The following is a 24376-nucleotide window of genomic DNA, read 5'->3' on the forward strand; positions in this document are numbered from 1 at the left end:
TACTCAACAGTCAGGAGTTGGTCGAGATGGAACGCGCAGCACGCCCGGTGCGCGGGGACCTGCCGCGCCGTGTCGCGGTCGTCGGCGGCAGCCGTATCCCCTTCGCCCGCTCCGACGGCCCCTACGCGACCGCCTCGAACCAGGACATGCTGACCGCGGCCCTCGACGGCCTCGCCACGCGCTACGGCCTCCAGGGTCCGGGCGCCGTCGGCGAGTTCGTCGCCGGAGCCGTCCTCAAGCACAGCCGCGACTTCAACCTCGCGCGCGAGACGCTCCTCGGCTCCGTACTCGACCGGCGCACCCCGGCGTACGACATCCAGCAGGCCTGCGGCACCGGGCTCCAGGCCGTGATCTCCGCCGCCAACAAGATCGCGCTCGGGCAGCTCGACAGCGCGGTCGCCGGCGGCGCCGACACCGCGAGCGACGCGCCGCTCGGCGTCAACGACTCCCTGCGCCGGATCCTCCTCGACGCGCGGCGCGCCCGCTCCCTGCCCGCGCGCCTCAAGGCCCTGGCCCGGGTGCGCCCCCAGCACCTCGTGCCGGACATCCCGCGCAACGCCGAGCCGCGCACCGGCCTGTCCATGGGCGAGCACGCCGCCGTCACCGCGCGTGCCTGGGGCATCGCCCGCGAGGCGCAGGACGAGCTGGCCGCCGCCAGTCACCAGCGGCTCGCGGCCGCCTACGAGCGGGGGTTCCTGGACGACCTCGTCGTCCCGTACCGGGGGCTCGACCGTGACCAGAACCTGCGCCCGGGGTCGACGGTCGAAAAACTCGCCACGCTCAAGCCCGTGTTCGGCACGGACGGCCCGAACCCGACGATGACGGCGGGCAATTCGACCCCGCTGACCGACGGCGCGGCCGTGGTCCTGCTCGCGAGCGAGGAGTGGGCCGCCGAACGGGGCCTCGAACCGCTGGCGTATCTCACGGCGTACGAGACCGGGGCCGTGGACTTCGCCGGAGGGGACGTGACCGGGGGCGAGGGTGACGGGCTGCTCATGGCGCCCGCCCACGCCGTGCCCCGGATGCTGGAGCGGGCCGGGCTCGGCATCGGGGACTTCGACCTCTTCGAGGTGCACGAGGCGTTCGCCTCACAGGTCCTCGCGACGCTCGCCGCCTGGGAGAAGCGGGGGCTCGCGCCCGTCGACCGGACCCGCCTCAACGTCGCCGGATCCTCCCTCGCGACCGGCCACCCCTTCGCCGCCACCGGCGCCCGCATCGTGGCCACCCTGGCGAAACTCCTGAGCGAACGCGACGCCCCGTCCCGCGGCCTGATCTCGATCTGCGCCGCCGGCGGTCAGGGAGTCACCGCGATACTCGAACGGGCCTGAGGAGTACGGGAGTTCAGGGCTCCCGGCGGTCGGGGCGGGCCGCCGGGTCCAGCTTGAGCATCGCCGCCTCGTCCGGGCTGCCGGGCTCGGCCTGGTACGTGACGAGGCGCTGCCCGCCCGTGCGGGCCAGCTGCATGACCTCGAACGTGAGGGTCATCGTGCCGACCTTGGGGTGCGCGAGCGTCTTCTTGCCGCCGCCGCGTTCGAGCACCTCGTAGCGGTCCCAGAGCTTCGCGAACTCCGGTGACTTCAGGACGAGTTCACCGACGAGCGCGGCCAGCTGCGGCGAGTTCGGGTCCTTGCCGCCCACCGCGCGCAGATGCGCCACCGACTGGGCGACCGTCTCCTCCCAGGGGACGTAGAGCTTGCGGCCCACGGGGTGCAGGAACAGATAGCGCGTGAGGTTGCGCTCCTCGGCCGGGGAGTCCCACAGGCCCGGCAGGAGACGTCGGCCCGCCGGGTTCGCCGCCAGCATGTAGTTGTGCGGGCTCACCACGTACGCGGGCAGCGGACTGAGTGCCTCCAGGACCCGCAGGACCGACTCGCGCACCGTCAGGCCGGTCGTGGGGTGCGGCTCGGTGAGCCGGCCCGAGGCCAGCTCGGCCAGGTCGTGGAGGCGCTCGTGCGCGTCGCCGCACAGCCGCAGGGCGCGGCTGATGGCGTCGATCACGGCCGTCGAGGGGTTCGTCTCGCGGCCGCGCTCCAGCCGCGTGTAGTAGTCGACGCTGACGCCGGCGAGCGTCGCCAGTTCCTCGCGGCGCAGCCCCGGCGTCCGCCGGATCCCCGCGCCCGCGGGCAGCCCCGCGTCCGCCGGGCTCACGAGCGCGCGCCGCGCCTTGAGGTACCTGCCCAGTTCCGTGCCGTCGTTCGTCGCTCCACCAGCCATACCTGCATTCTCCCTGCCCGGCGACGTCTGTGGGGGGCCGTGTCAGGACCAGGAACAGCGCGCCCCGGTGAACGGCGGCCTGCCACCTGGCGCCGACTCCGCGCAGAGTTGGTCCCGTTGCGGGCGGCCCGGCCACCGCGGACCCAGGGGGTGCACGGCACCGGGCCGCGGACGCGGTCGCCGGAGCCGCCCGCACGAAGCCGTACCGGGGAGGACCGACGGACCACGTCGCCCACCCGTTTCTCCACCCGAGGAGCCCCGCATGCCGTCCGCCGCCACCCGCTCCGACCAGCGGAACCCGACCCGCGTGCCCAGCCCGGCGGCCGGTGCGCCGGCACCCGTACAGGCGTCCGGCTTCGCCCTCGTCGCCGCGCTCCTCGGCTTCACCGTCATCTCCATCGACGTGTCCGCCGTGAACATCGCGCTGCCCGCCATCCGTTCGTCACTGCACGGCGGCATCACCGGGCTCCAGTGGATCGTCGACGCGTACACCCTGATGTTCGCCGCGCTCATGCTCTCCGCCGGTGCGCTCGCCGACCGGGCCGGTGCGCGGCGGGCCTACGCCTGGGGAGTCGGACTGTTCACCCTCGCCTCGCTCGCCTGCGCCCTCGCGCCCGGCATCGGCACGCTCGTCGCGGCCCGCGTGCTCCAGGGCGGCGCCGCGGCCGTCGTGATGCCGGCCTCGCTCGCGCTGATCCGCCAGGCCTACGACGACGCGCGGCACCGCGCACGGGCCATCGCCCTGTGGACGGTGGGCGGTTCGGTCGCCATGGCCATCGGCCCGGTACTCGGCGGCGTACTCACCGAGGCCGCCGGCTGGCGCGCCGTCTTCTTCCTCAACCTGCCCGTGGGCGCCCTGATCCTGGCCCTCCTCGTCCGCGTCCCGCGCTCCCCGCGCCGGCCCGCCCCGCTCGACCTGGCCGGTCAGGTCACCGCGGTCCTCGCCCTCGCCGGGCTCGCCTTCGCCGTCATCGAGGGCGGCCACGCCGGCTGGACCGCCCCGTCCGTCCTCGCGGCACTGGCCGTGGCCGTCGCCGGGGCGCTGGCCTTCCTCGCCGCCGAGAAGCGCCACCGCGCGCCCATGGTCCCGCTGCCCCTGCTGCGGCGGCGCGACGTGAGCGTCTCCCTCGCCATCGGCTTCGCCGTCAACGTCGCCTTCTACGGTGCGATCTTCCTGCTCGGCCTCTACTACCAGCAGCTGCGCGGCATGTCCGGCACCGAGGCCGGCCTCATGTTCGTACCGCTGGCGGCGATCATCACGGCGACCAACCTCATCTCCCCGCCGATGGCCGAACGCTTCGGCCGCCGCCCCGTCATCGTGACCGGGCAGGCCGTCCTCGCCCTCGGCATGTTCTGCCTCCTGCCGCTGGCCGCGCACACCCCGGTCTGGCTGATCCTTCTCCTGCTCGTCCCGACGGGCATGGGCGGCGCGTTCGCGGTCCCCGCGCTCACCGCCCTCCTCATGGACAGCGTCCCGGCCGCCCGCGCGGGCACGGCCTCCGGCCTCCTGAACGCCTTCCGCCAGACCGGCGGCGCCCTCGCCGTCGCACTCTTCGGCTCCCTCATCGCGGGCGGCGCCGCTGACGGCTTCTCCCTCGGGGGCATGCGGACGAGCCTGATCGTCGCGGGCGGCCTCCTGAGCGTGACGGCGGCGCTGGCGGCCTGGGCCCTGCCCGGGAAGAAGGGCTAGGACGGCAAGCCGGGAGCGTTGTGCAGGCAGTGCGCCAGGCAGCGCCGCCGGAACTCGGCGTCCTCGCCGAGCCGTTCCAGCAGATGCTTGCCGTACGCGCGCGTGGCCGCCGTCATGCGGAAGGCGCCGGAGCCCGACGGCTCGGGTGTGATCAGGCGGTGGGCCGCGAGCCCCTCGAAGGCGCGGGCGAGTTCGTCGGGCGGCAGCCGGTCGTCCGCGCACACCGTCACCGTGTCGGCCAGGCTGAAGGGCCCGGTGAAGACGGAGGCCCGCGCCCACAGCAGCCGTTCGCCGAGCGGGCAGAGCCGCTGGCTCCAGCGCAGCGAGGCGCGCAGCGTGCGCAGCCGGTGCGGCAGTCCGGGCATCGGGGCGGGCAGGTCGAGGAGGCGCTCGGGGCGGCCGATCAGCGACAGCAGATCGTCGGCGTCGTGACGCTTCAGCTGGCCCGCCGCGATGCGCAGGGCGAGCGGCAGCCCGCCGAGTGCCGCGCAGATGCGGCGGGCCGGCTCGGGACCCGGGTCCCGGGGCGCGCCGAGTGCGCGCGCGGCCGTCGTGAGCAGACGGGCCGCGCCGCCGGGGGTGAGCGGGGCCAGCGGGAACGTGACCGGGGTGTCCAGCGGGACCCTGCTGGTGGCGAGGACGCGCAGCTCCGGGCACGCCTGTACGAGGTGCAGCAGCGTGGCGGTGCACTCCTCGGCCCGCCGCTCGCAGGTGTCGACGACGAGGAGCACCGGCCGGCGCCCGATCGCGGCGGTCAGCGCGGGGAGTTGGGGCACCGCGGGATCGCCGTCGATGAGCAGCGCGCGGGCGAGCGCGTTCGGCACGAGTCCGGAGATGTCGAGCGCGGCCAGGTCGGCGGTGCCCGTCGCGGACCACGGCTCGCGGCGCTTGCGCCGTACGACCTCGGCGGCGAGCGCGCTCTTGCCGACGCCGCCCGGCCCGGTGACCGTGATCAGGCGGTTCTCGCGCAGCAGCGCTTCGAGCGCGGCAGCGGCGCCGTCCCTGCCGACGAGTCCCGTGGCCCGGGTGTGCAGGAGCTCCGGCATGTTCTGGTGCCTCCGTCGGCTTGCGTCGGCTTGCGTTCCGGGCGGATGCGGCCAGCATGTGCCGGGAGGGTGGTCCCCGGCATCGGTGTGTGCGCAGAAATCCGTATTCCTACGTCTGCGCCGGTCCGGTCGGTGACGCGGGCCGATCACAGTAGCGGCGGTTCCCGCGACGCCGGTCCGCGTGACCGGTTGGGACCGCTATCTGTTCGTACGTTGCCGAATGAGCCCGACCGGGAGCGAGTTGGAGGCGTTACGTGTCCGATCGGGACAGATTCCCGGACAAAAGGCAGGAGCCCCGTCTCCTCCATGTGCCGGGGCACATGAGGGAGCGGGGCTCCTTGGGTACTGCATCCGTTCCGGAGTCACGACGTCCCTAGGGCAGGCCCTGGGGACGCCCCACTTACATGGGGGTGACGTTCTCCGCCTGCGGGCCCTTGGGGCCCTGCGTGACGTCGAAGCTCACGGCCTGGTTCTCCTCGAGGGAGCGGAAGCCGTTTGCGTTGATCGCGGAGTAGTGGACGAAGACGTCCGGGCCGCCGCCTTCCTGGGCGATGAAGCCAAAGCCCTTTTCAGCGTTGAACCACTTCACGGTTCCGGTAGCCATAAGCCCTCCTTGGGCCAAAGGGTCGCCCTGCTCCAGAACCTGCAAATGCACTTGCGAACAACTGCAAAAGTCTGAATACGACGAGAGCCCGCGGTCACATGCTCCGCAGGCTCTGTACTGCAAGGGAAACCAAACTGCAACTTGCGGCGAGCCTAGCACGCAGGCACCGGAATGCAATAGAGGGAAAGATCACGTCACCCGGAGGTTTGACACGGGGCGCCAAAGGGTTGACGGGGCCGACTCGGGGACCCTGAAGCCTGCACCGTACCGCATGGGGTCTAGCCTCCCGATGTGGACAATTCTCCCGAGACCCCGCAGCGCAACCGGCCACGAGTCGGCCACATCCAGTTCCTCAACTGCATGCCCCTGTACTGGGGACTTGCCAGAACGGGAACGCTCCTCGACCTCGAGCTCACGAAGGACACCCCGGAGAAGCTCAGCGAGAGCCTCGTCCAGGGTGACCTCGACATCGCGCCCATCACCCTCGTCGAGTTCCTGAAGGCCGCCGACCAGCTGGTCGCCTTCCCCGACCTCGCGGTCGGCTGCGACGGCCCGGTGATGTCCTGCGTGATCGTCTCGCAGGTACCTCTCGACCAGCTCGACGGGCGGCGGGTCGCGCTCGGCTCCACCTCGCGCACGTCCGTGCGCCTCGCGCAGTTGCTGCTCGCCGACCGTTTCGGCGTACAGCCCGACTACTACACGTGCCCGCCCGACCTGGGTCTGATGATGCAGGACGCGGAGGCGGCCGTACTCATCGGGGACGCGGCCCTGCGCGCCAATCTGCACGACGCGCCGCGCCTCGGTCTTGAGGTGCACGACCTGGGCGCCCTGTGGAAGGAGTGGACGGGTCTGCCGTTCGTCTTCGCCGTGTGGGCCGCCCGCAAGGACTACGCGGAGCGCGAGCCGCTCATCACGCGCAAGGTGCACGAGGCGTTCCTCGCCTCCCGGGACGTGTCCCTGGAAGAGGTCACCAAGGTCGCCGAACAGGCCGCCCGCTGGGAGGTCTTCGACGAGGAGATCCTGGAGCGCTATTTCACGACGCTCGACTTCCGCTTCGGCGCGCGGCAGCTGGAGGGCGTCACGGAGTTCGCCCGCCGGGTGGGCCCGACGACCGGTTTCGCGGCCGATGTCCGGGTGGATCTGCTGCAGCCGTGACGCGGTAGCTCCGCGGTCCCCGGAAGGCGTACGGGAATTCCCCCGCGGGAATTCGCGTACGCCTTCCGTGCGTGGCTCCTCCGGCGTGCGGGGCAATTCCGGCTATCCGGGAAACAACGGGCCGTTCGGCGGCTATCGACTGTGAACGTCAGGAATTTCACCGGTGAACGTTTTGAATACGCCGGGTACGCGGATATCGGAGGGATGCGTTCCGCGAGGCGGCGACTACGGGAAGGCGTGACAGGGGAGGACTACCCTGGCCCGACTGGAGCGCGGGCACAGGGGGAGGCCAGGCCATGCAGCCGCTGGAAGCCGGCGAACCGACCACGATCGGGCCCTACCGGCTGCTGGGCCGGCTCGGTTCGGGCGGAATGGGCCGCGTCTATCTGGGGCGCAGCGCCGGGGGCCGCAGCGTCGCCGTGAAGGTCGTCCATCCGCACTTCGCGCTCGACGAGGAGTTCCGGGCCCGCTTCCGGCGCGAGGTCGACGCCGCCCGGCGCGTCGGGGGCGCCTGGACGGCGCCGGTCCTCGACGCCGACCCGGAGGCGCCCGTGCCGTGGGTCGCGACCGGGTACGTGGCCGGACCCTCCCTCGCGCAGGCCGTGAAGGAAAGCGCCCTGCCCGACCACTCCGTACGGGTCCTGGGTGCGGGTCTCGCCGAGGCGCTGTCGGTGGTGCACGGCCTCGGGCTCGTCCACCGCGACCTGAAGCCGTCGAACGTGCTGCTCACCGTGGACGGCCCGCGCCTGATCGACTTCGGCATCGCCCGCGCCACCGACGGCACCGCCTCCCTCACCTCTACGGGCGTCTCGATCGGGTCGCCCGGATACATGGCGCCCGAGCAGATCCTCGGCAAGGGCGTCACCGGCGCCGCGGACGTCTTCTCCCTCGGCGCGGTCCTCGTCTACGCGGTGACCGGCACGTCCCCGTTCCCCGGCGACTCGTCGGCCGCGCTCCTCTACAAGGTGGTGCACGAGGAGCCCGAACTCGGCCTCGCGCGCGGGGAGCTGCGCGACGTCGCCGCGGCGTGCCTCGCGAAGGACCCGGCCGCCCGGCCCACCCCCGAAGAGGTGGCGGAAGCCCTCGCCCCGCAGGGAGCGGCCCGGCTCGTCGCGGCGGGGTGGCTGCCCGGCGCGCTCGTGGAGCAGGTGGGGCGCAGCGCGGTGGCGCTCCTCGACCTGGAGGGCGCGGCCCCGGCGGGTACCGCGGAGCGTTCGGGTCCGGTCGGGTTCAGTGAGCCGTCGGTCGACGGGTCTTCAGGCGCGCTCGCCGGAGTGTTCGGGCCGCCCGATCCCGCGTACGGGCCGGCCGTCCCGCCCGCGCATGCCCCCGCCGACGCCGTGCCCGCGCCCCGTACCGAGGCGCCGGGCGCAGGGAAGGTCTCCGTCAGTGTGGCCGCGACGTCGGCGCCGGGTGCCGGCGGGCGCGGACGCCGGATCAGCTGCACGGTGGCGCTCGGTGTCGCGGGCGCGCTCGCCGCCGTCAGCCTGGGCTCGGTGTTCCTCTTCGACCTGCTGCCCGGTTCCTCTAAGGGGGGAAGCGACACGGCGGGCGGGCGTCCGCCCGCGGCCACCGCGTCCGCCTCAGCCTCGGCCTCCGACTCCGCCCCGAAAGGCGCGGTCCCCGCCTCCTACGTGGGCACCTGGGAAGGCCCTGCCACGGGCCTCGGCGGCACGCTGCCGATGGGCACGTTCCGCGTGACCGTCGAACAGGGCCGGATCGGCGAGGAGTTCGGCACGTTCCATCAGACCGACCCGATCGGCGCGGTCTGCGAGGACGTCCTTGTGCTCAAGAGGGTCGAGAAGGACCGGATCGTCGCCACCGGCATCGCCAAGAAGTCGAACGGCGGGCAGTGCACCACCGGCCGCCACGAAGTCCGCCTGATCAAGTCGAGGTCGGGCGACCGCCTCACCTACGAGACGGACAACCCGCGCGCGGGCGACCCCGTCGCCACGATGCGGCGCTCCGTCGGCTGACGGGGCTACGTGTCGCCCTCGCCGGCGACGAAGGAGCCCATGCCGCGGGTGGTGACGATCAGCCCCTCCGCGCGCAGGGCGGCGGTGGCTTTGCGGACCGTCACGCGGGAGACGCCGAATTCCGCCTCGAGCTTCACCTCGGAGATCAGACCGTGCACGGGGTATTCGCCGCGGGCGATCCGGGCGCGGACTTCCTCGGCGATCTGCTGCCACTTAGGGCGGGTGGGGTTGAATTCGAACACAACCGAACTGTACGTACCCCTCTAAGGGGTGGCATAGAAACTCCCGTCATAACCTAGGTATAGACAGGTCATAATAGGGTGGCCTAGGGTGAGGGCGCGAAAGACCCCGGCGGCGGTTGCACCCGCCCCGGGGCATGGCCGAACGCCTCATAGGAGCGTCGACAGTGCGAAACCTTATCCTTCAGCTCGCCCTCTGGGCCCTCGTCCTCTGCACACCCGCGCCGCGTGGGCGCCATCGTCCCCGGGGTGTGCGCCCCTTACCTGCGCCGCGGCCCCCGGTTGCACGTCAACTCCGTTGCGCCATCGCCCCGTTGGACGGCGACGCGTCTCACCTCGTGCGCCCGTATCTGCTCGGTGACGCCGAGGCGTTCCTGGAGCGGCGGCGTCAGCGGGAGCGGCGGCGGGTGCTGTATCTGGCGACGTTCGGGGTCGACTTGGGCGCGCGGCACATCCACGGCGTGCGCGTCCCGGCGACGGTGGCCCGGTGAGCCGGGCGGCGGTGCGGATGTGTGCTCGTTGTCAGTGTGTGACCGATGAACCGGTTCTCGTGTACATCGGCCATGCGGCGTCCGGACCCGGGTTCAACGTGTACGCGTGCCCGGCGTGTGCCGACACGTATCCGCCGATGAGTGACCCGCTGGACGCCCTCAGGAGGCCGAAGGGGACTGACGGCTGACGGGCTTCAGGGGGAGTACGTAGGGTGCTTGGCGTGGATGTGGACCTGCTGCTGGTCGTAGGGGCTGCCGTCTGGGGTGTGGTCGCCGGGGGACTTGTGCCGCGTGCCGCCTACCGGTTCTCCGTCGAGCCCGACGAGGACTGGCGGGCCGTGTGCCCGGCCGGACATCCCATCGGCGGCCTCGCGGGCGGCTGGCTCGGGCGTGCCCGGTGCGCGGACGACGGCCGGTACGGGCCGCGCACCGCCCTCGTCTCCCTGGCCACCGCCCTCGTGTGCGCCGCCCTCGCCGCCGCGACCGGCGCCCGCCCCGAACTCGCGGCCTGGCTGCTGCTCGCGCCCGTGGGAGTGCTGCTCACGCTGGTCGACGCCAGGGTGAAGCGGCTGCCCGACGTGCTGACCCTGCCGCTCGCCGCGGCCGCCCTCGCGCTGCTCGGGCTCGCGGCGCTGCTGCCCGAGCCCGGCGGCGCCTGGCGCACATCCCTGCTCGGCGCGGCCGCACTCGGCGGCGGCTACCTCGTGCTCTTCCTCATCCACCCCGCCGGGATGGGGTTCGGGGACGTGAAACTGGCCGTCGGACTGGGGGCGGTGCTCGGCTGGTACGGCTGGGGCCTGCTGCTCGTCGGCACGTTCGCGGGGTTCCTGTTCGCGGCGCTGTACGGGGGTGTGCTCGTGGCGCTGCGGCGGGCGGGGCGGCGGACCGCGATCCCGTTCGGTCCGTTCCTGATCGCGGGCGCCTTCGCCGGCGTGCTGATGGGGGCGTACGCCACCTGATCCCGGGTGAAGTCCGGTGGGATGACGAACTGCTGAGGTGACCGCTGCAGTTGGCCGACAGCGAGAGGGAGAGAACATGGATGTCGAGATTCGGCCGAACGCCGGCGTTGCCCCGTTCCGGTTCGGCATGCCCTTCGGTGAGGCGATGGACATCGCCCGGGATCTGGGCGCCACCGTCAGCCATCAGGCGGGCGCCGAGCAGCCGCCGGGCCAGTACGTGCTGACGCTGGAGGACTCCCAGTTCCAGTTCGTCCTGTTCTTCCCGGAGGACGGGGGTGACCCGGTGGGCGGGGCGGGGCGCCTGGCCTCGGGCAGCCGGAAGGGCTGGCGTACGCTGAGGCGGTCCGTCCACAACCCGTTACGAACACAACGAAAGGGACGCCGGTGACCGAGAAGGCCGACCTTCAGACCGTCCTCGACCGTGCCGCCGCGGGTGGACGCATCACCCCCGAAGAGGCGCTCGACCTCTACCGCGACGCCCCCCTGCACGCGCTCGGCGCGGCCGCCGACGCGATCAGGCGCCGCCGCTACGCGGGCACCGAGCACATCGCGACGTACATCATCGAGCGGAACATCAACTACACGAACGTCTGCGTGACGGCGTGCAAGTTCTGCGCCTTCTACGCCGCGCCCAAGGACACCGCCAAGGGCTGGACGCGCGACCTCGACGACATCCTGCGCCGCTGCGCCGAGACCGTCGAACTCGGCGGCACGCAGATCATGTTCCAGGGCGGCCACCACCCGGACTACGGCGTCGAGTACTACGAGAAGCACTTCTCCGCCATCAAGCAGGCGTTCCCGCAGCTGGTCATCCACTCCCTCGGCGCGTCCGAGGTCGAGCACATGGCCCGCATCTCGAAGGTCTCCGTGGAGGAGGCGATCCGGCGGATCCACGCCGCCGGGCTCGACTCCTTCGCCGGTGCCGGCGCCGAGCTGCTCCCGGAGCGGCCGCGCAAGGCCATCGCCCCGCTCAAGGAGAGCGGCGAGCGCTGGCTGGAGATCATGGAGATCTCCCACGGGCTCGGTGTCGAGTCGACGTCCACCATGCTCATGGGCACAGGCGAGACCAACGCCGAGCGCATCGAGCACCTGCGGATGATCCGTGACGTACAGGACAGGACAGGAGGCTTCCGGGCCTTCATCCCGTACACGTACCAGCCCGAGAACAACCACCTCAAGGGCCGGACCCAGGCCACCATCTTCGAGTACATCCGCATGATCGCGATCTCGCGGATCTTCCTCGACAACATCGCCCACATCCAGGGGTCCTGGCTGACCACCGGCAAGGAGGCCGGCCAGCTCACCCTGCACTACGGCGCGGACGACCTCGGCTCCGTGATGCTGGAGGAGAACGTCGTCTCCTCCGCCGGCGCCAAGCACCGGAACAACCTGCGCGACATGATCGACATGATCCGCAGCGCGGACCGCGTCCCGGCCCAGCGCGCCACGACGTACGAGCACCTCGTCGTGCACGACGACCCGGCGAACGACCCGGTCGACGACCGCGTCCAGTCGCACATCTCGTCCACCGCGATCGAGGGCGGCACGGCGCATCCCGAGCTGAAGCTCGTCTCCACCAACTGAGGCTCCCTTGCTGACGATTCACGTGGCCGAGGCCTCGCCCGAGGCCGCGGTCCTGGTGGACGGCGCGTCCGTCGCCGCCCTCGGCCCGTACGAGGACCTCGCCGCCGTCCGCCCGCAGGCGCGGGTGCGGCGGTGGCCGGGCATCCTCACCCCCGGCCTCCTCAACCCGTACGGTCCCGAGATCCTCGAAGGCACCTACCACCCGGACCCGCGCGAGGCCGACGAGTTCGGCACCCGGCCGATCGTCGGGGAACGCGCGCGGGAGATCTTCCGCGCCGATCCGTCCCGGGCCGGGGCCAGCGCGCGCCGCGGCATCCAGCAGCTGTTCGCCCACGGCGCGGTCGCCGTGGCCGGGGAGCTGCGCTCGCGCGCCGTGGCGGACGCGGTGCGCAGGGCCGGACTCGCGCTCGGTCAGCGCCCGCCGAACCAGCCGGGCCCGGTGTCCTTCGCGCCGGTGCCGCTCGTCCTGCTGCCGCCGCTGACCGTGGGCGGACCGGCCAGGTTCGCCGTGTTCGACGTGCCGGACCGTGCCTCGCTCGTCCGGCTCGGGCCGGCCACCTGCGTGGCCACCGTCATCGAAGGGCGCCTGGTGTACCGGCGCCGCTGACGCCGGCCCGGGGGCGTACTGCCACAATGGACGCGTGACCCGCGCATCCCTGGACAAGCAGCCGCACGAAGTCGCTTCGATGTTCGACGACGTGGCGGACCGGTACGACCTCACCAACGACGTGCTCTCGCTCGGCCAGGCCCGGCTGTGGCGCAAGGAGGTCGCGAAGGCCGTCGACGCGCGGCCCGCGCAGAAGGTCCTCGACCTCGCGGCCGGCACGGCGACGTCCTCACAGCCGTTCGCGCAGGCCGGCGCGTACGTCGTGCCCTGCGACTTCTCGATCGGCATGCTCCAGGTCGGCAAGAAGCGGCACCCGTGGATGCCGTTCACCGCGGGCGACGCGACGAAGCTGCCGTTCAAGGACGACACCTTCGACGCCGTGACCATCTCCTTCGGCCTCAGGAACGTGCAGGACACGGACACGGCGCTGCGTGAGCTGTACCGGGTGACGAAGCCCGGCGGGCGCGTCGTGATCTGCGAGTTCTCGCAGCCGACGTGGGCGCCGTTCCGCACCGTCTACACCGAGTACCTGATGCGCGCCCTGCCGCCGGTGGCCCGCGCCGTGTCCTCGAACCCGGACGCGTACGTCTACCTCGCCGAGTCGATCCGCAGCTGGCCCGACCAGCCGGCGCTCGCGGCCCGCCTGCAGAAGGCCGGCTGGTCGGACGTGGCCTGGCGCAACCTGACCGGCGGCATCGTGGCGCTGCACCGGGGAACCAAGTAGCGGCGCTGCACCGGGGAGCCGAGTAGCGGCTTTCCTGCCGCCAAGTTGCCCTTCACGCCCGTCCGTTGTGCCGAATCCCCGCCATGGGGAACCGGCCACCGGGAAAGATGTGTCCGTTGAGTACGTGGTGACGGCCGGTCACCGTTGGTGACGGTACGACTTTCCCGGATGACGGAGCACTTCCCATGGCGTCGTTCTGCCCGCACTGCGGAGCCCAGGCTCCCGACGAGGCCCGCTTCTGCATGACGTGCGGGCGGGAACGAACGCCGGGGCACGAGCCCGCTGTTCAGGGTCCTGCGGCTTCTCCTGCGGCGCCTCCTGTGGCCCCTCCTGTGGCCCCTTTCGCGGCGCCCCCAGGTCAGTCAGGTCAGCCGCCCGTTCCGCCTCTCGCGCCGCCCACCGCCCCGCCGCCGCCCGCGTTCGCACCCGGCGGGCCCTCGCCCGTCGGCGCCTTCTTCGGGCGCGCCTTGCGTGGCGACTGGGCCGGCTCGGCGCAGGCCGCACTGTGGCCCGTGGGCCTCCTGGTGATCGCCGCTGGCGCCCTCGCCATCCCCTCGTACGGGCAGGGCAGCGACGTCGTCGTCGGGTTCGGCGACCGGATGCGGATCGCGCTCGCGCTGCTGCTCCAGTCGCTCGGCGGCGGCTTCGAGGTGTCGGCCTCCGGCGGCTCCTCGCCCTTCGGCGGCTCGGACTCGCCGTTCGGCGGCGGGGGCGGTGACATGGGGACGGAGCTCAGCGGCGGCGCCGCACTCTCCCTCGTCCCCCTCACCGTCACCGCCCTGTGGATCCTGGCGCTCTGGATCGGCGTACGCGTCCTGCGCTCGCGTCTCCAGGCCCGAGCGGCCGCCCCTGACGGCCCCACGCCCGTCCCCGGCACCCCCGGGCTCGAAGCCGCCCTGCGCGTCGCCCTGTTGGTGACCGTCTGCGTTCTCGTGCTCGGCCTGTTCGCGCAGCCCTCGATCCAGGGCGTATCGATCTCGTCGTCGCCCGTGCTCGCCGCACTCGGCGCGCTCCTCATCTCGCTCGCCGTTGCCGCGGGAATGCTGCACCGGGACGACCTGGCCCAGTGGCTCGCCGTCCGGCCGGGGGTACGGGCACTGGTGCGGGCCACCGGGACGGCGCTGCGGGCGCTCGCCGTCGTCCTCGTGATCTGCTCGCTCGCCGCGTTCATCAGCATCGCCCAGATCGACGGCCTGGGCGACGCCTCCGACGTCTCGGACGTGTCCGGCCTGGGCCAGGCCGACCTGTCGCCGCTGGTCTTCGCCCTGCTCGTGCTGCCGAACCTCGGCGCCATGGCGCTCGGTCTCGGCTGGGGCGCGCCCATCTCCTTGGAGGCGGGCGGCAGTTCGACGTACGGCGGCGGCTACCAGCACCAGTCGTTCGGCCTGTCCGAGCTCGGCGACGTCACCAACGCCTGGGCGGTCGTCGGGGCGCTGGCCCTCGGCACCGTCTGCGCGCTGACCGTGGGCGTGATGGCCGCCCGGCGGTCGGCCGACCGGCGTGAGCAGTTCCTGTCCGCCGGGATCTTCCTCGGTCAATTCCTCCTGCTCGGCGCGCTCGGCGGCCTCGGCGTGCAGGCCACCGGGGCCGCGTCCGACCTCGGCGGCAGCGGCACGGGCAGCGCCGGTGTGGGTCTCGGCTTGGCGGAGGTGCTCCTGTTCGGGCTGCTGTGGGTGTTCGCGGCGGCGTTCCTCGCGCCGTACCTGATGCAGATGGCGGGGGTGCGGACCGGGATCGTGCCGGAACCGCAGCTGCCGCCGGGGGCGTTCAGGCCTGCGACGCCGGGTGTCCAGGCGCCGGGGGGCCAGACGCCGGGTGTTCAGACGCCGGGTGTCCCGGCGCCGGTGGCTGCCATGCCGGAAGCGCCCGCCGGGCCGCCCGCCCCCATCGACCCGCCGAGCCCCGCCGTCGCGGCTGTCCTGCCGACGGCCACAGCCGCTCCCACGTCCACACCCACGCCTCCTCCCGGACCCACTCCCGGGCCCACCCCCGACCCCGCGCACGCCTCCACCCCGGCCCCCGTCCCAGCCCCCATGTACGACCCCCACACCTTCCAGCTGGGCGCGCAGCCGGCCGCCGTGCCCGCCAAGTCCCCGCGCCGCGCCGGGGTCTGGGTCGCGACCATCGCCGGCGCGTTCGTCATCGGGGGTGGCGTGGCCGCCGGGGTGCTGCTGCTCCAGGACAACGGCGGCAAGGACGACAAGGCGGGCGCCGACGACAAGCCGCCCGTCAGTACCGGGCAGCCCGCCACGTCGCAGCAGCCGACCTCGGCGCCGACCCCCACCCCCACCCCCACCCCCACCCCCACCCCCACCCCGAGCGCGACGCCCGACCAGGCCACGGCCCCCACGCCGAGCGCGACCCCGGACGCGACCGTCCCGTCCGGCTACCGCAAGGTCGCCGACCCCATGGGCTTCTCCTTCGTGATCCCCGACGTGTGGTCGCGCCAGGGCGTCGAGAACGGCAGCCAGATCACCTACGCGGGCAGCACCGGCGCCGAGCACTACCTCATCGGCGTCATCCCGAACGCGGGCTACACCTCTTACGACAACATCCTCAACATGGAGAAGCACGCGAAGGAGGACAGGAAGAAGCAGGACTACCAGCGGATCGACCTGCGCTCGAACACCTTCCAGGGGCGTCCTGGCGCGATCTGGGAGTACACGTACCGTGACGAGGGGGGCCGGACGATGCACGGCATCGACCAGTCGTACATCGCCGAGGACGGCACCGAGTACACGATCTTCCTCGTGGGGCAGCAGGACGTGTGGGCCGACCTGAAGAAGACGTACCGGACCGGCCTGGAGTCCTGGCGCCTGACGTACTGACCCCGGGCCGGGCGCCGCGTGCCGGTCAGCGAGTACGGCTCGCCACGTGCCGGTCAGCGAGTACCGCTCGCTACATGCCGACCACCGAGTACGGCTCGCCCGGCTCGTCCAGTTCGCGCTGCAGACCGCCGCCGCGCGGCCCCGGCATACGGGGCTCGTTCACCCCGGAGCCGCCGTGGCCCTCGCCGTCCGCCAGGTCGAACCAGACGGTGACGACGGAGCCACGGGGCACCTCGGTGTCGGGCGGTGGGTACTGGCGTACGACGTAGTCGACCACGGTGAGACGGAAGTCGGGGCGGTCGGGCGCGGTCAGCTGTACGCCGCGCGCCGCCGCGGCCTCGCGCGCGTCGACGGCCATCAGGCCGACGAATTTCGGTACGCGCACTTCGGGCGTCTTGGGTGTAATGCGCACAGACTTCACCCCCAGCGGTACCCGAAGGGTAGCTCCGCCCGGCCCCCGACCGGAAGCGACAGGGCTGCAGGGTTTGCAAGGCGCGTAAGGCTTACAAGGCTCATAGGGCTTGCAAGGCCCATAGGGCTTACAAGGCCCATAGGGCTTACAAGGCCCATAGGGCTTACAAGGCGAGCCTGAAGCAGAGGCCCGTGCGCGCGTCACCCGGGACGGTGAACGATTCGGCGGGTTCCATGCCGAGGCGGCGCGTCACCGCCACCGAGCGCTCGTTGCGCGAGTCGACCATCGCCACCACGCTCCGTACACCCGCGGCCCGTACGCGTTCCAGCGTCGCCAGCGCGGCCGCCGTCGCGTAGCCACGGCCCCAGTGCGCGCGCCCCAGCCGCCAGCCGATCTCGATCTCGCCGGCCGGACCCCAGGCGTGCGGCCAGGGCTGCGCGCCCGTGAAGCCGATGACGTCGCCGTCCGTGCCGGTCATCGTCCACAGGCAGAAGCCGCGCTCCGCGTCGTGCCGGCGCTGCCGCGCAGTCAGCTCCTCGTACACGGAAAGCTCGGCAGCGGCCCCGCCGTGGAACTCCATGACCTCCGGATCGTCGAAGACGCGGTGCCAGGCGAAGGCGTCCTCGTCAGTGGGGACACGCAGCTGTACATCAGGCAGAGCTCGGTTCACAGGGCGGCCCTTCGGCTGGGTGATCAGTACCGCTGCATAGACTGCCCATATCCGGTGCCGCGCGGCACGCAGATTTCGAGTCTTCGGGAGAACCCGCCGTGACCGAGCCCTTCTCCGAGCACAGCGCAGATGTGATCGTCGTCGGGGCCGGGCCAGCCGGTTCGACGACCGCGTACTACCTGGCCAAGGCCGGACTCGACGTCCTCCTCCTTGAAAAGACCGCGTTCCCCAGGGAAAAGGTGTGCGGCGACGGCCTCACCCCGCGGGCCACCAAGCAGCTCGTGTCGATGGGCATCGACATCTCCGAAGAGGCGGGCTGGCTGCGCAACAAGGGCCTGCGGATCATCGGCGGCGGCGTCCGCCTCCAGCTGGACTGGCCGGATCTCGCCTCCTACCCGGACTACGGACTCGTCCGCAAGCGCGACGACTTCGACGAGCAGCTCGCCCGGCAGGCGCAGAAGGCGGGCGCGCGCCTGTACGAGCGCTGCAACGTCGGCGCCCCGATCATCGACGACCGCACGGGCCGCATCACCGGTGTCAACGCCAAGCTCGGCGAGGAGAAGCGCGAAGTCACCTTCCACGCGCCCCTCGTCGTCGCCGCGGACGGCAACTCGACCCGCCTGTCCCTCGCGATGGGCCTGCACCGGCGCGAGGACCGGCCGATGGGCGTCGCCGTCCGTACGTACTTCACGTCGCCGCGCCACGACGACGACTACCTGGAGTCCTGGCTGGAGCTGTGGGACCGGCGCGGCGGCCAGGAGCGGCTGCTGCCCGGCTACGGCTGGATCTTCGGTATGGGCGACGGCACGTCGAATGTCGGCCTCGGCATCCTCGACTCCTCCAAGGCCTTCAAGGAGCTCGACTGGCGCGAGGTGCTCAAGGCCTGGTGCGCGTCCATGCCCGAGGACTGGGGCTACACCCCGGACAACATGACGATGCCGATCCGCGGCGCCGCCCTGCCCATGGCCTTCAACCGCCAGCCGCACTACACCAAGGGCCTGCTCCTCGTGGGCGACGCGGGCGGCCTGGTCAATCCGTTCAACGGCGAGGGCATCGCGTACGCCATGGAGTCCGGCCAGATCGCGGCCGACGTCATCGTGCAGGCGCATGCCCGCGCGACCGACGCCCAGCGCGAACTCGCCCTCCACCGCTACCCGAAGGTCCTCAAGGACACCTACGGCGGCTACTACACGCTCGGCCGAGCCTTCGTGAAGCTCATCGGCAACCCGAAGGTCATGAAGATCGCGACGCAGCGTGGTCTGTCGCACCCGGTGCTCATGAAGTTCACGCTGAAGATGCTCGCCAACCTGACCGACCCGACGGGCGGCGACGCGATGGACCGCATCATCAACGGCCTGAGCAAGGTGGCGCCGAAGGCGTGAGCGGTCCGAACTCGGTGGACCGGGCGCTCGACCTCCTGGAGGCCGTCGCCCGGGCACCCGGCCCCGTCACGGCGAAGTCCCTCGCCCGCGAACTGGACTGCGCCCTGTCGACCGTCTACCACCTGATGGGCCCGCTGACCGCGCGCGGCCACGTGGAGCGCACCGCGGACGGCTACACCCTCGGCCCGCGCGTCCCCGCCCTGTACCGCTCGTTCCGGCGCCACGCGGGCCTGGACGCGTCGACCGGCGGCCTGCTTCTCTCCGTACGCCGCCTGGCCGGCGCGCACGCGTACCTGAGCGCGCGCCGGGGCGGCAGGATCGCGGTCGTGGACAGCACGGCGTCCGCTCTGGACGCCCCGGACGGCGACCCGTTCGAGGTCGGCGTCGACCACGGCGCGCACGCCACCGCCCACGGCAAGGTGCTGCTCGCCTCGCTGCCGAGGGGCGCGCGGCGCCGCTATCTGGACGAGCACGGGCTCCCGCGCCTGACCGAGCACACCATCACGAGCCCCGACCGCTTCGAGGCCGAGCTGCGCCGGGTGCGGGCCTCGGGCGTCGCCGTGTCGGTGGGGGAGACCGACGAGGCGTACACCTGTGTGGCCGTGCCGCTGCCCGCGCGGCCCGGACACGCCCTGTCGGTGGCTCTGCCGACCGTCGCGTTCCGCGGCAGGCAGCGGGCGCTCACGGCGCTGTTGCGGAGCTCGGCGCGCGCCGCGTAGGCCCGGTTTTTCCGGCGCTCCCGGAATCGCGCGCGGCGAACTGGCCGTGCGGGGCGGCTCGGAGCACCCTGGCTGCATGATTTTCATCGCCGTGAAGTTCACCGCCCGGCCCGAGTACGCCGACTCCTGGCTGGAGCACACCGCCGATTTCACCCGCGCCACGCGCGCCGAGGAGGGCAACCTCTTCTTCGACTGGTCCCGCAGCGTCGAGGACCCGAACCAGTACGTCCTCCTGGAGGGCTTCCGGGACGGGGACGCGGGGGCCGCGCACGTGGGCTCCGACCACTTCAAGGCCGGCCTGGAGACGATGTCCGGTCTGATCGCTTCCGTACCGGAGATCATCAACACGGAGATCCCGGGCGGCAGTTGGGGCCCTATGGGTGAATTGTCACCGAAGGCCTGATTCGCGAGTTACGCGTGCTACGCGGGATTTCCCGATATGCGACAAAGGGCCACCGCCCTCCGGGAGGAGAGCGATGGCCCTTCGTCATGAAATCTCAGAGAAGTCAGAGAAGTCGGAGAACTGGACGAACTCAGAGAACGCGGACCGCGCCGCTCGCCGGGTAGCCGGACAGGTCCTGGATGACAACGCCCTTGGAGGGGTTGGCGGCGTCCAGGTACTGGCCGTTACCGATGTACACACCCACGTGGTACGCCGAGCCCGCGGAGCCCCAGTAGAGGAGGTCGCCGACCTGCAGGCTGTCGAGGGAGACCGGGGTGCCGGCCGTCGACTGGTCCTGCGAGACGCGCGGCAGGCTGACGCCGGCCTGCGCGAACGCGGCCTGGGTCAGACCCGAGCAGTCCCAGGAGTTGGGGCCGGTGCCGCCCATGACGTACGCGTCGCCGAGCTGCGCCTTCAGGAAGGCGATGACGGACGCGACGCTGCCGCTGGCGGGGGCCGCGACGTCGGAGGCCGCGGTGGAGGCGGTGGAGAGGGTGGTGCGCTCGGCGGAGCGCGACGCACGCGCTTCCTCGGCCTTGCGCTTCGCCTCGGCCTCGGCCTTCTTCTTGGCCTCCGCCTTCTTCTCCGCGAGGGCCTGGTCCGCCTTGGCCTGCTTTGCGGCCTTTGCGACGGCCTGGTCCTGCTCGGCCTGCAGGGCATAGGAGTTCGCGGCCTGCTGGGTGGCGTCCGCGGACTGGGCGACCTGGGCGGAGAGGTCCGCCGTGATGGTCGGCATCTCGATGGTCTCGGTCACCGGCTCGGCGGCAAACGCCGGGCCGGACGCACCGGCCACTGCCAGGGTGCTGAGTACGCCACCGGCAACTCCGGCGCGCAGGGCGATTTTCGACGCGCTGCGACGGGGCTTCCGGTGGCTGGGTATGTGAGCGGTGTGGGACATGAGTACAACCGCTATCAGGGCCTCCATGGTTCCTTCAAGAAACGTGTGGTGCGCCACAGTTGTCGCATGAGCGTTTGGATCCCGGGCGTGGCGGGCCTTATTGACGCCGTAACGGGCAATTCGGGCACGGCCGAACAAGCCTGTGATCATGGGCTTTCTGTAATACGCCCGAATTGCCCTCGGCCTACCACTCGTTGATACCGATGGCCAAGCCCGGTTTCCGACAGGTAACGGGCGGCGTGACGCAGGTCACAAAGAGGTCACCTTCGCGGTCGGACGCTCCTCGCGAGCGCCTGCCCGCGTCCACTTACGTCCACACCTCTCCCTCTGATGTGTGAACGGCGCTCACTATCAGCCAGTTCTGTCCAGCGCCAATTTGCCCGCGTGAGCCACCTCTTGATAGTGGATCGACGCTTCCACCTGGGACAACGAGCCAAGATGTCACCTCTGGTGATCACTCAGGCGCTTCGCGTATGAAGATCACCGCTCATCCGACTTCATGATCCTTCGTCAGGTGGTGGAGATCACAAAGCTGTTGGCGCACCCCGTGTCGCAGATCACAGACCGGCAGGCATAGGATGCGGGGCAGTTGGGCTTGTGACCTGCTTCACATGTGAGCGATCTTCGTGCAACCGGGGGTGGCTTCGCGGGGAGCGGGAGGCGGGCCCGACGTATCCGCCAGCAGTCAGCGCCGACTGAGAGGAGCGAGGAGCGGTGAACGCGTATGCGCCCATCCTCGTACTGGGAGCCCTCGGGGCAGGCTTTGCGATCTTCTCCGTGGTCATGGCCACGCTTATCGGTCCAAAGCGGTACAACCGGGCCAAGCTCGAGGCCTACGAATGCGGTATCGAGCCGACCCCTACGCCGGCCGGCGGCGGGCGCTTCCCCATCAAGTACTACCTGACGGCGATGCTCTTCATCGTCTTCGACATCGAGATCGTCTTCCTCTACCCCTGGGCCGTCACCTTCGACGCCCTGGGTGTTTTCGGGCTCGTGGAGATGCTGCTCTTCGTGCTCACCGTCTTCGTCGCGTACGCGTACGTATGGCGGCGCGGCGGCCTGGAATGGGACTGAGGGGCCTTAAGCCATGGGACTCGAAGAAAAGCTGCCGAGCGGCTTTCTGCTGACCACTGTCGAGCAGGCCGCGGGCTGGGTGCGCAAGTCATCCGTCTTCCCGGCCACGTTCGGCCTGGCGTGCTGCGCCATCGAGATGATGACGACGGGCGCGGGCCGCTATGACCTGGCGCGCTTCGGCATGGAGGTCTTCCGCGGCTCGCCGCGGCAGGCGGACCTGATGATCGTGGCCGGGCGCGTGAGCCAGAAGATGGCGCCCGTCCTGCGGCAGGTCTACGACCAGATGCCGAACCCCAAGTGGGTCATCTCCATGGGCGTGTGCGCCTCGTCGGGCGGGATGTTCAACAACTACGCGATCGTGCAGGGCGTCGATCACGTAGTCCCTGTGGACATCTACCTGCCCGGCTGCCCGCCGCGGCCGGAGATGCTGATGGACGCGATTCTCAAGCTCCATCAGAAGATCCAGTCCTCCAAGCTCGGCGTGAACGCCGAGGAGGCGGCCCGCGAGGCGGAGGAAGCGGCGCTCAAGGCGCTCCCGACGATCGAGATGAAGGGGCTGCTGCGGTGAGCGACGCTGACAGCAACGGGGTCAACCCCGAGAAGGACCTCAGCGCGGCCAACCTTCCGGGCCAGCGCGGCGACCAGGGCGAGGAGATCCGCGTCCAGCGCGGCATGTTCGGCGCCAACAACGGTGGCGACACGTCGGGCTACGGCGGCCTCGTCCGCTCCGTACGGCTGCCGGGCGCCGCCTCACGGCCGTACGGCGGCTGGTTCGACGAGGTGGCCGACGAGCTGGAGGGGGCCCTGGAGGAACAGGGCCTCGTCCCCGAGAACGCCATCGACAGGACCGTCGTCGACCGCGACGAGCTCACGTTCCACATCGAGCGCGAGTACCTGGTGCGCGTCGCCCGGACCCTGCGCGACGACCCGGCCCTGCGCTTCGAGCTCTGCACGGGCGTGAGCGGGGTGCACTACCCGGACGACAAGGGCCGCGAGCTGCACGCCGTCTACCACCTGCGCTCGATCACCCACAATCGCCTGATCCGCCTCGAAGTCAGCGCCCCCGACGCGGATCCGCACGTCCCCTCGCTGGTCGCCGTCTACCCGACGAACGACTGGCACGAGCGCGAGACGTACGACTTCTTCGGCCTGGTCTTCGACGGCCACCCGGCGCTGACGCGGATCATGATGCCGGACGACTGGCAGGGCTTCCCGCAGCGCAAGGACTACCCCCTCGGCGGCATCCCCGTCGAGTACAAGGGCGCCCAGATCCCGGCTCCGGACCAGCGGAGGTCGTACTCCTGATGTCTACTTCTTCTGCGGCATCGGCCGCTTCGGCGCGCGAGACGACCGAGGGGACCGTATATACGGTCACCGGCGGCGACTGGGACGAGGTCGTCCAGTCCGCGGCCAAGGCCGACGACGAGCGCATCATCGTCAACATGGGTCCGCAGCACCCGTCCACGCACGGCGTGCTCCGGCTGATCCTGGAGATCGACGGCGAGACGGTCACCGAGGCCCGCTGCGGCATCGGCTATCTGCACACCGGCATCGAGAAGAACCTCGAATACCGGAACTGGACGCAGGGCACCACCTTCGTCACGCGCATGGACTATCTGACGCCGTTCTACAACGAGGCGGCGTACTGTCTCGCGGTCGAGAAGCTCCTCGGCATCACGGACGAGATCCCCGACCGCGCGTCGATCATCCGGGTGCTCCTGATGGAGCTGAACCGGATGTCCTCGCACCTGGTCGCCATCGCCACCGGCGGCATGGAGCTCGGCGCCACGACGATCATGATCTACGGCTTCCGTGATCGTGAACTCATTCTCGACATCTACGAACTCATCACCGGCCTGCGCATGAACCACGCGTACATCCGGCCCGGCGGGCTCGCCCAGGACCTGCCGCCCGGCGCGGTGGACCAGATCCGCGAGTTCGTGAAGACGATGTCGAAGAACCTTCCCGAGTACGACAAGCTCGCCACCGGGAACCCCATCTTCAAGGCCCGTATGCAGGACGTCGGCTATCTCGACCTCACCGGCTGCATGGCCCTCGGCGCCACCGGACCGATCCTGCGCTCGGCGGGCCTCCCGCACGACCTGCGCAAGTCCCAGCCGTACTGCGGTTACGAGAACTACGAGTTCGAGGTCCCGACCGCCGACACCTGCGACTCCTACGGGCGCTTCCTGATCCGTCTGGAGGAGATGCGCCAGTCGCTGCGCATCGTCGAGCAGTGCCTGGACCGGCTCGCCCCCGGCCCGGTCATGGTCGGTGACAAGAAGATCGCCTGGCCGGCTCAGCTCGCGCTCGGCCCGGACGGCCTCGGCAACTCGCTCGACCACATCAAGCAGATCATGGGCACCTCCATGGAGTCCCTGATCCACCACTTCAAGCTGGTGACCGAGGGCTTCCGGGTCCCCCCGGGGCAGGCGTACTCCGCCGTCGAGTCACCCAAGGGGGAGCTCGGGGTGCACGTCGTGTCCGACGGCGGCACCCGCCCCTACCGGGTCCACTACCGCGACCCTTCCTTCACCAACCTTCAGGCCATGGCGGCGATGTGCGAGGGCGGCCAGGTCGCCGACGTCATCGTTGCCGTCGCGTCCATCGACCCCGTGATGGGAGGCGTCGACCGGTGACCACCACTCCTTCCGCGCAGGGC

25 protein-coding genes and 1 pseudogene are annotated in these 24376 nt (G+C 71.3%); 19 read left to right on the plus strand and 7 right to left on the minus strand.

What is annotated here, in order from left to right; genetic code table 11:
- Window positions 1–26: 26 nt before the first annotated feature.
- On the plus strand, window positions 27–1328 hold the full coding sequence (locus tag ACIPWY_RS37160; RefSeq protein ID WP_393705490.1) for an acetyl-CoA C-acetyltransferase: 1302 nt from the start codon (window positions 27–29) through the stop codon (window positions 1326–1328).
- Window positions 1329–1341: 13 nt separating this feature from the next.
- Here ACIPWY_RS37160 and ACIPWY_RS37165 read toward each other — a convergent pair whose 3' ends face one another.
- Window positions 1342–2214: a helix-turn-helix transcriptional regulator gene (locus ACIPWY_RS37165; protein ID WP_362908578.1), complete on the minus strand. Its 873-nt coding sequence runs from the start codon at window positions 2212–2214 to the stop codon at window positions 1342–1344.
- Between the two features lie 262 nt (window positions 2215–2476).
- Here ACIPWY_RS37165 and ACIPWY_RS37170 point away from each other — a divergent pair, with 262 nt between their 5' ends.
- Window positions 2477–3904, plus strand: coding sequence for an MFS transporter (locus ACIPWY_RS37170; RefSeq protein ID WP_393705491.1), 1428 nt, complete (start codon window positions 2477–2479; stop codon window positions 3902–3904).
- Here the strand turns inward: ACIPWY_RS37170 and ACIPWY_RS37175 are convergent.
- Both ACIPWY_RS37175 and ACIPWY_RS37180 read right to left on the minus strand, forming a co-directional pair.
- The gene (locus ACIPWY_RS37175; protein WP_393705492.1) at window positions 3901–4950 is read right to left on the minus strand and encodes an ATP-binding protein; all 1050 of its coding nucleotides are present in this window, start codon (window positions 4948–4950) and stop codon (window positions 3901–3903) included. The two genes, ACIPWY_RS37170 and ACIPWY_RS37175, sit on opposite strands and share 4 nt — an antisense overlap.
- Window positions 4951–5350: 400 nt before the next feature.
- The gene (locus tag ACIPWY_RS37180; protein WP_006138897.1) at window positions 5351–5554 is read right to left on the minus strand and encodes a cold-shock protein; all 204 of its coding nucleotides are present in this window, start codon (window positions 5552–5554) and stop codon (window positions 5351–5353) included.
- Between the two features lie 291 nt (window positions 5555–5845).
- Between ACIPWY_RS37180 and ACIPWY_RS37185 the strand changes: the two genes are divergently transcribed.
- Both ACIPWY_RS37185 and ACIPWY_RS37190 read left to right on the plus strand, forming a co-directional pair.
- A complete protein-coding gene (locus ACIPWY_RS37185) occupies window positions 5846–6709 on the plus strand; it encodes a menaquinone biosynthesis protein (protein ID WP_362908581.1) in 864 nt (287 codons plus the stop codon).
- A gap of 296 nt (window positions 6710–7005) precedes the next feature.
- Window positions 7006–8685 (plus strand): serine/threonine-protein kinase, encoded by a 1680-nt coding sequence (locus ACIPWY_RS37190; RefSeq protein ID WP_401536762.1) that lies wholly within the window; start codon window positions 7006–7008, stop codon window positions 8683–8685.
- Between the two features lie 5 nt (window positions 8686–8690).
- Here ACIPWY_RS37190 and ACIPWY_RS37195 read toward each other — a convergent pair whose 3' ends face one another.
- Complete coding sequence (locus tag ACIPWY_RS37195; protein WP_383894874.1) at window positions 8691–8927, minus strand: GntR family transcriptional regulator; 237 nt, start codon at window positions 8925–8927, stop codon at window positions 8691–8693.
- Window positions 8928–9238: 311 nt separating this feature from the next.
- On the opposite strand from ACIPWY_RS37195, the gene ACIPWY_RS37200 reads away from it, so the two are divergent.
- From ACIPWY_RS37200 to ACIPWY_RS37235, 8 genes and pseudogenes are all read left to right on the plus strand, one after another.
- Window positions 9239–9415 (plus strand): hypothetical protein, encoded by a 177-nt coding sequence (locus tag ACIPWY_RS37200; protein ID WP_362908584.1) that lies wholly within the window; start codon window positions 9239–9241, stop codon window positions 9413–9415.
- Window positions 9416–9636: 221 nt separating this feature from the next.
- The gene (locus ACIPWY_RS37205; protein ID WP_362908585.1) at window positions 9637–10374 is read left to right on the plus strand and encodes an A24 family peptidase; all 738 of its coding nucleotides are present in this window, start codon (window positions 9637–9639) and stop codon (window positions 10372–10374) included.
- Between the two features lie 76 nt (window positions 10375–10450).
- On the plus strand, window positions 10451–10762 hold the full coding sequence (locus ACIPWY_RS37210; protein WP_362908586.1) for a hypothetical protein: 312 nt from the start codon (window positions 10451–10453) through the stop codon (window positions 10760–10762).
- Window positions 10759–11958 (plus strand): cyclic dehypoxanthinyl futalosine synthase, encoded by a 1200-nt coding sequence (mqnC, locus tag ACIPWY_RS37215; protein ID WP_362908587.1) that lies wholly within the window; start codon window positions 10759–10761, stop codon window positions 11956–11958. The genes ACIPWY_RS37210 and mqnC overlap by 4 nt, the downstream gene beginning before the upstream one ends.
- A gap of 7 nt (window positions 11959–11965) precedes the next feature.
- Complete coding sequence (locus tag ACIPWY_RS37220) at window positions 11966–12565, plus strand: hypothetical protein (protein WP_362908588.1); 600 nt, start codon at window positions 11966–11968, stop codon at window positions 12563–12565.
- A gap of 34 nt (window positions 12566–12599) precedes the next feature.
- Window positions 12600–13289 carry a demethylmenaquinone methyltransferase gene (locus ACIPWY_RS37225; protein WP_393705495.1) on the plus strand — a complete coding sequence of 230 codons (690 nt, stop codon included), beginning with the start codon at window positions 12600–12602 and terminating at the stop codon, window positions 13287–13289.
- A gap of 185 nt (window positions 13290–13474) precedes the next feature.
- Window positions 13475–13543: pseudogene (locus tag ACIPWY_RS37230) on the plus strand (zinc-ribbon domain-containing protein); the annotation flags it as partial.
- Between the two features lie 213 nt (window positions 13544–13756).
- Window positions 13757–16117, plus strand: a complete 2361-nt coding sequence (locus tag ACIPWY_RS37235; RefSeq protein ID WP_393705508.1) for a hypothetical protein — start codon at window positions 13757–13759, stop codon at window positions 16115–16117.
- Window positions 16118–16187: 70 nt separating this feature from the next.
- On the opposite strand, the gene ACIPWY_RS37240 is transcribed toward ACIPWY_RS37235, so the two are convergent.
- Together ACIPWY_RS37240 and ACIPWY_RS37245 are read right to left on the minus strand one after the other, a co-directional pair.
- Window positions 16188–16529: a PASTA domain-containing protein gene (locus tag ACIPWY_RS37240; RefSeq protein WP_362908589.1), complete on the minus strand. Its 342-nt coding sequence runs from the start codon at window positions 16527–16529 to the stop codon at window positions 16188–16190.
- A gap of 163 nt (window positions 16530–16692) precedes the next feature.
- The gene (locus tag ACIPWY_RS37245; RefSeq protein WP_362908590.1) at window positions 16693–17199 is read right to left on the minus strand and encodes a GNAT family N-acetyltransferase; all 507 of its coding nucleotides are present in this window, start codon (window positions 17197–17199) and stop codon (window positions 16693–16695) included.
- A 98-nt stretch (window positions 17200–17297) separates the two neighbouring features.
- Between ACIPWY_RS37245 and ACIPWY_RS37250 the strand changes: the two genes are divergently transcribed.
- The 3 genes from ACIPWY_RS37250 (at window position 17298) to ACIPWY_RS37260 (ending at window position 19703) form a co-directional block, all read left to right on the plus strand.
- Window positions 17298–18581 (plus strand): geranylgeranyl reductase family protein, encoded by a 1284-nt coding sequence (locus tag ACIPWY_RS37250; RefSeq protein ID WP_362908591.1) that lies wholly within the window; start codon window positions 17298–17300, stop codon window positions 18579–18581.
- Window positions 18578–19300: an IclR family transcriptional regulator gene (locus tag ACIPWY_RS37255; protein ID WP_383894856.1), complete on the plus strand. Its 723-nt coding sequence runs from the start codon at window positions 18578–18580 to the stop codon at window positions 19298–19300. Before ACIPWY_RS37250 ends, ACIPWY_RS37255 begins: the two co-directional genes overlap by 4 nt.
- Window positions 19301–19376: 76 nt before the next feature.
- Window positions 19377–19703, plus strand: a complete 327-nt coding sequence (locus ACIPWY_RS37260) for a putative quinol monooxygenase (RefSeq protein ID WP_393705496.1) — start codon at window positions 19377–19379, stop codon at window positions 19701–19703.
- A 130-nt stretch (window positions 19704–19833) separates the two neighbouring features.
- Here ACIPWY_RS37260 and ACIPWY_RS37265 read toward each other — a convergent pair whose 3' ends face one another.
- Window positions 19834–20640: a C40 family peptidase gene (locus tag ACIPWY_RS37265; RefSeq protein WP_362908594.1), complete on the minus strand. Its 807-nt coding sequence runs from the start codon at window positions 20638–20640 to the stop codon at window positions 19834–19836.
- 714 nt (window positions 20641–21354) lie between these two features.
- Between ACIPWY_RS37265 and ACIPWY_RS37270 the strand changes: the two genes are divergently transcribed.
- From ACIPWY_RS37270 to ACIPWY_RS37285, 4 genes are read left to right on the plus strand one after another with little or no spacing between them, the layout of a single operon-like run.
- Window positions 21355–21714, plus strand: a complete 360-nt coding sequence (locus ACIPWY_RS37270) for an NADH-quinone oxidoreductase subunit A (RefSeq protein ID WP_007383963.1) — start codon at window positions 21355–21357, stop codon at window positions 21712–21714.
- A 13-nt stretch (window positions 21715–21727) separates the two neighbouring features.
- Window positions 21728–22282, plus strand: a complete 555-nt coding sequence (locus ACIPWY_RS37275) for an NADH-quinone oxidoreductase subunit B family protein (RefSeq protein WP_006133126.1) — start codon at window positions 21728–21730, stop codon at window positions 22280–22282.
- The gene (locus ACIPWY_RS37280) at window positions 22279–23019 is read left to right on the plus strand and encodes an NADH-quinone oxidoreductase subunit C (RefSeq protein ID WP_393705497.1); all 741 of its coding nucleotides are present in this window, start codon (window positions 22279–22281) and stop codon (window positions 23017–23019) included. The genes ACIPWY_RS37275 and ACIPWY_RS37280 overlap by 4 nt, the downstream gene beginning before the upstream one ends.
- Window positions 23019–24353 (plus strand): NADH-quinone oxidoreductase subunit D, encoded by a 1335-nt coding sequence (locus tag ACIPWY_RS37285; RefSeq protein WP_362908595.1) that lies wholly within the window; start codon window positions 23019–23021, stop codon window positions 24351–24353. Before ACIPWY_RS37280 ends, ACIPWY_RS37285 begins: the two co-directional genes overlap by 1 nt.
- Window positions 24354–24376 lie beyond the last annotated feature (23 nt).

Origin of the sequence: Streptomyces sp. NPDC090032 (genome assembly GCF_044748025.1) — a bacterium.
Lineage (GTDB): Bacteria > Actinomycetota > Actinomycetes > Streptomycetales > Streptomycetaceae > Streptomyces.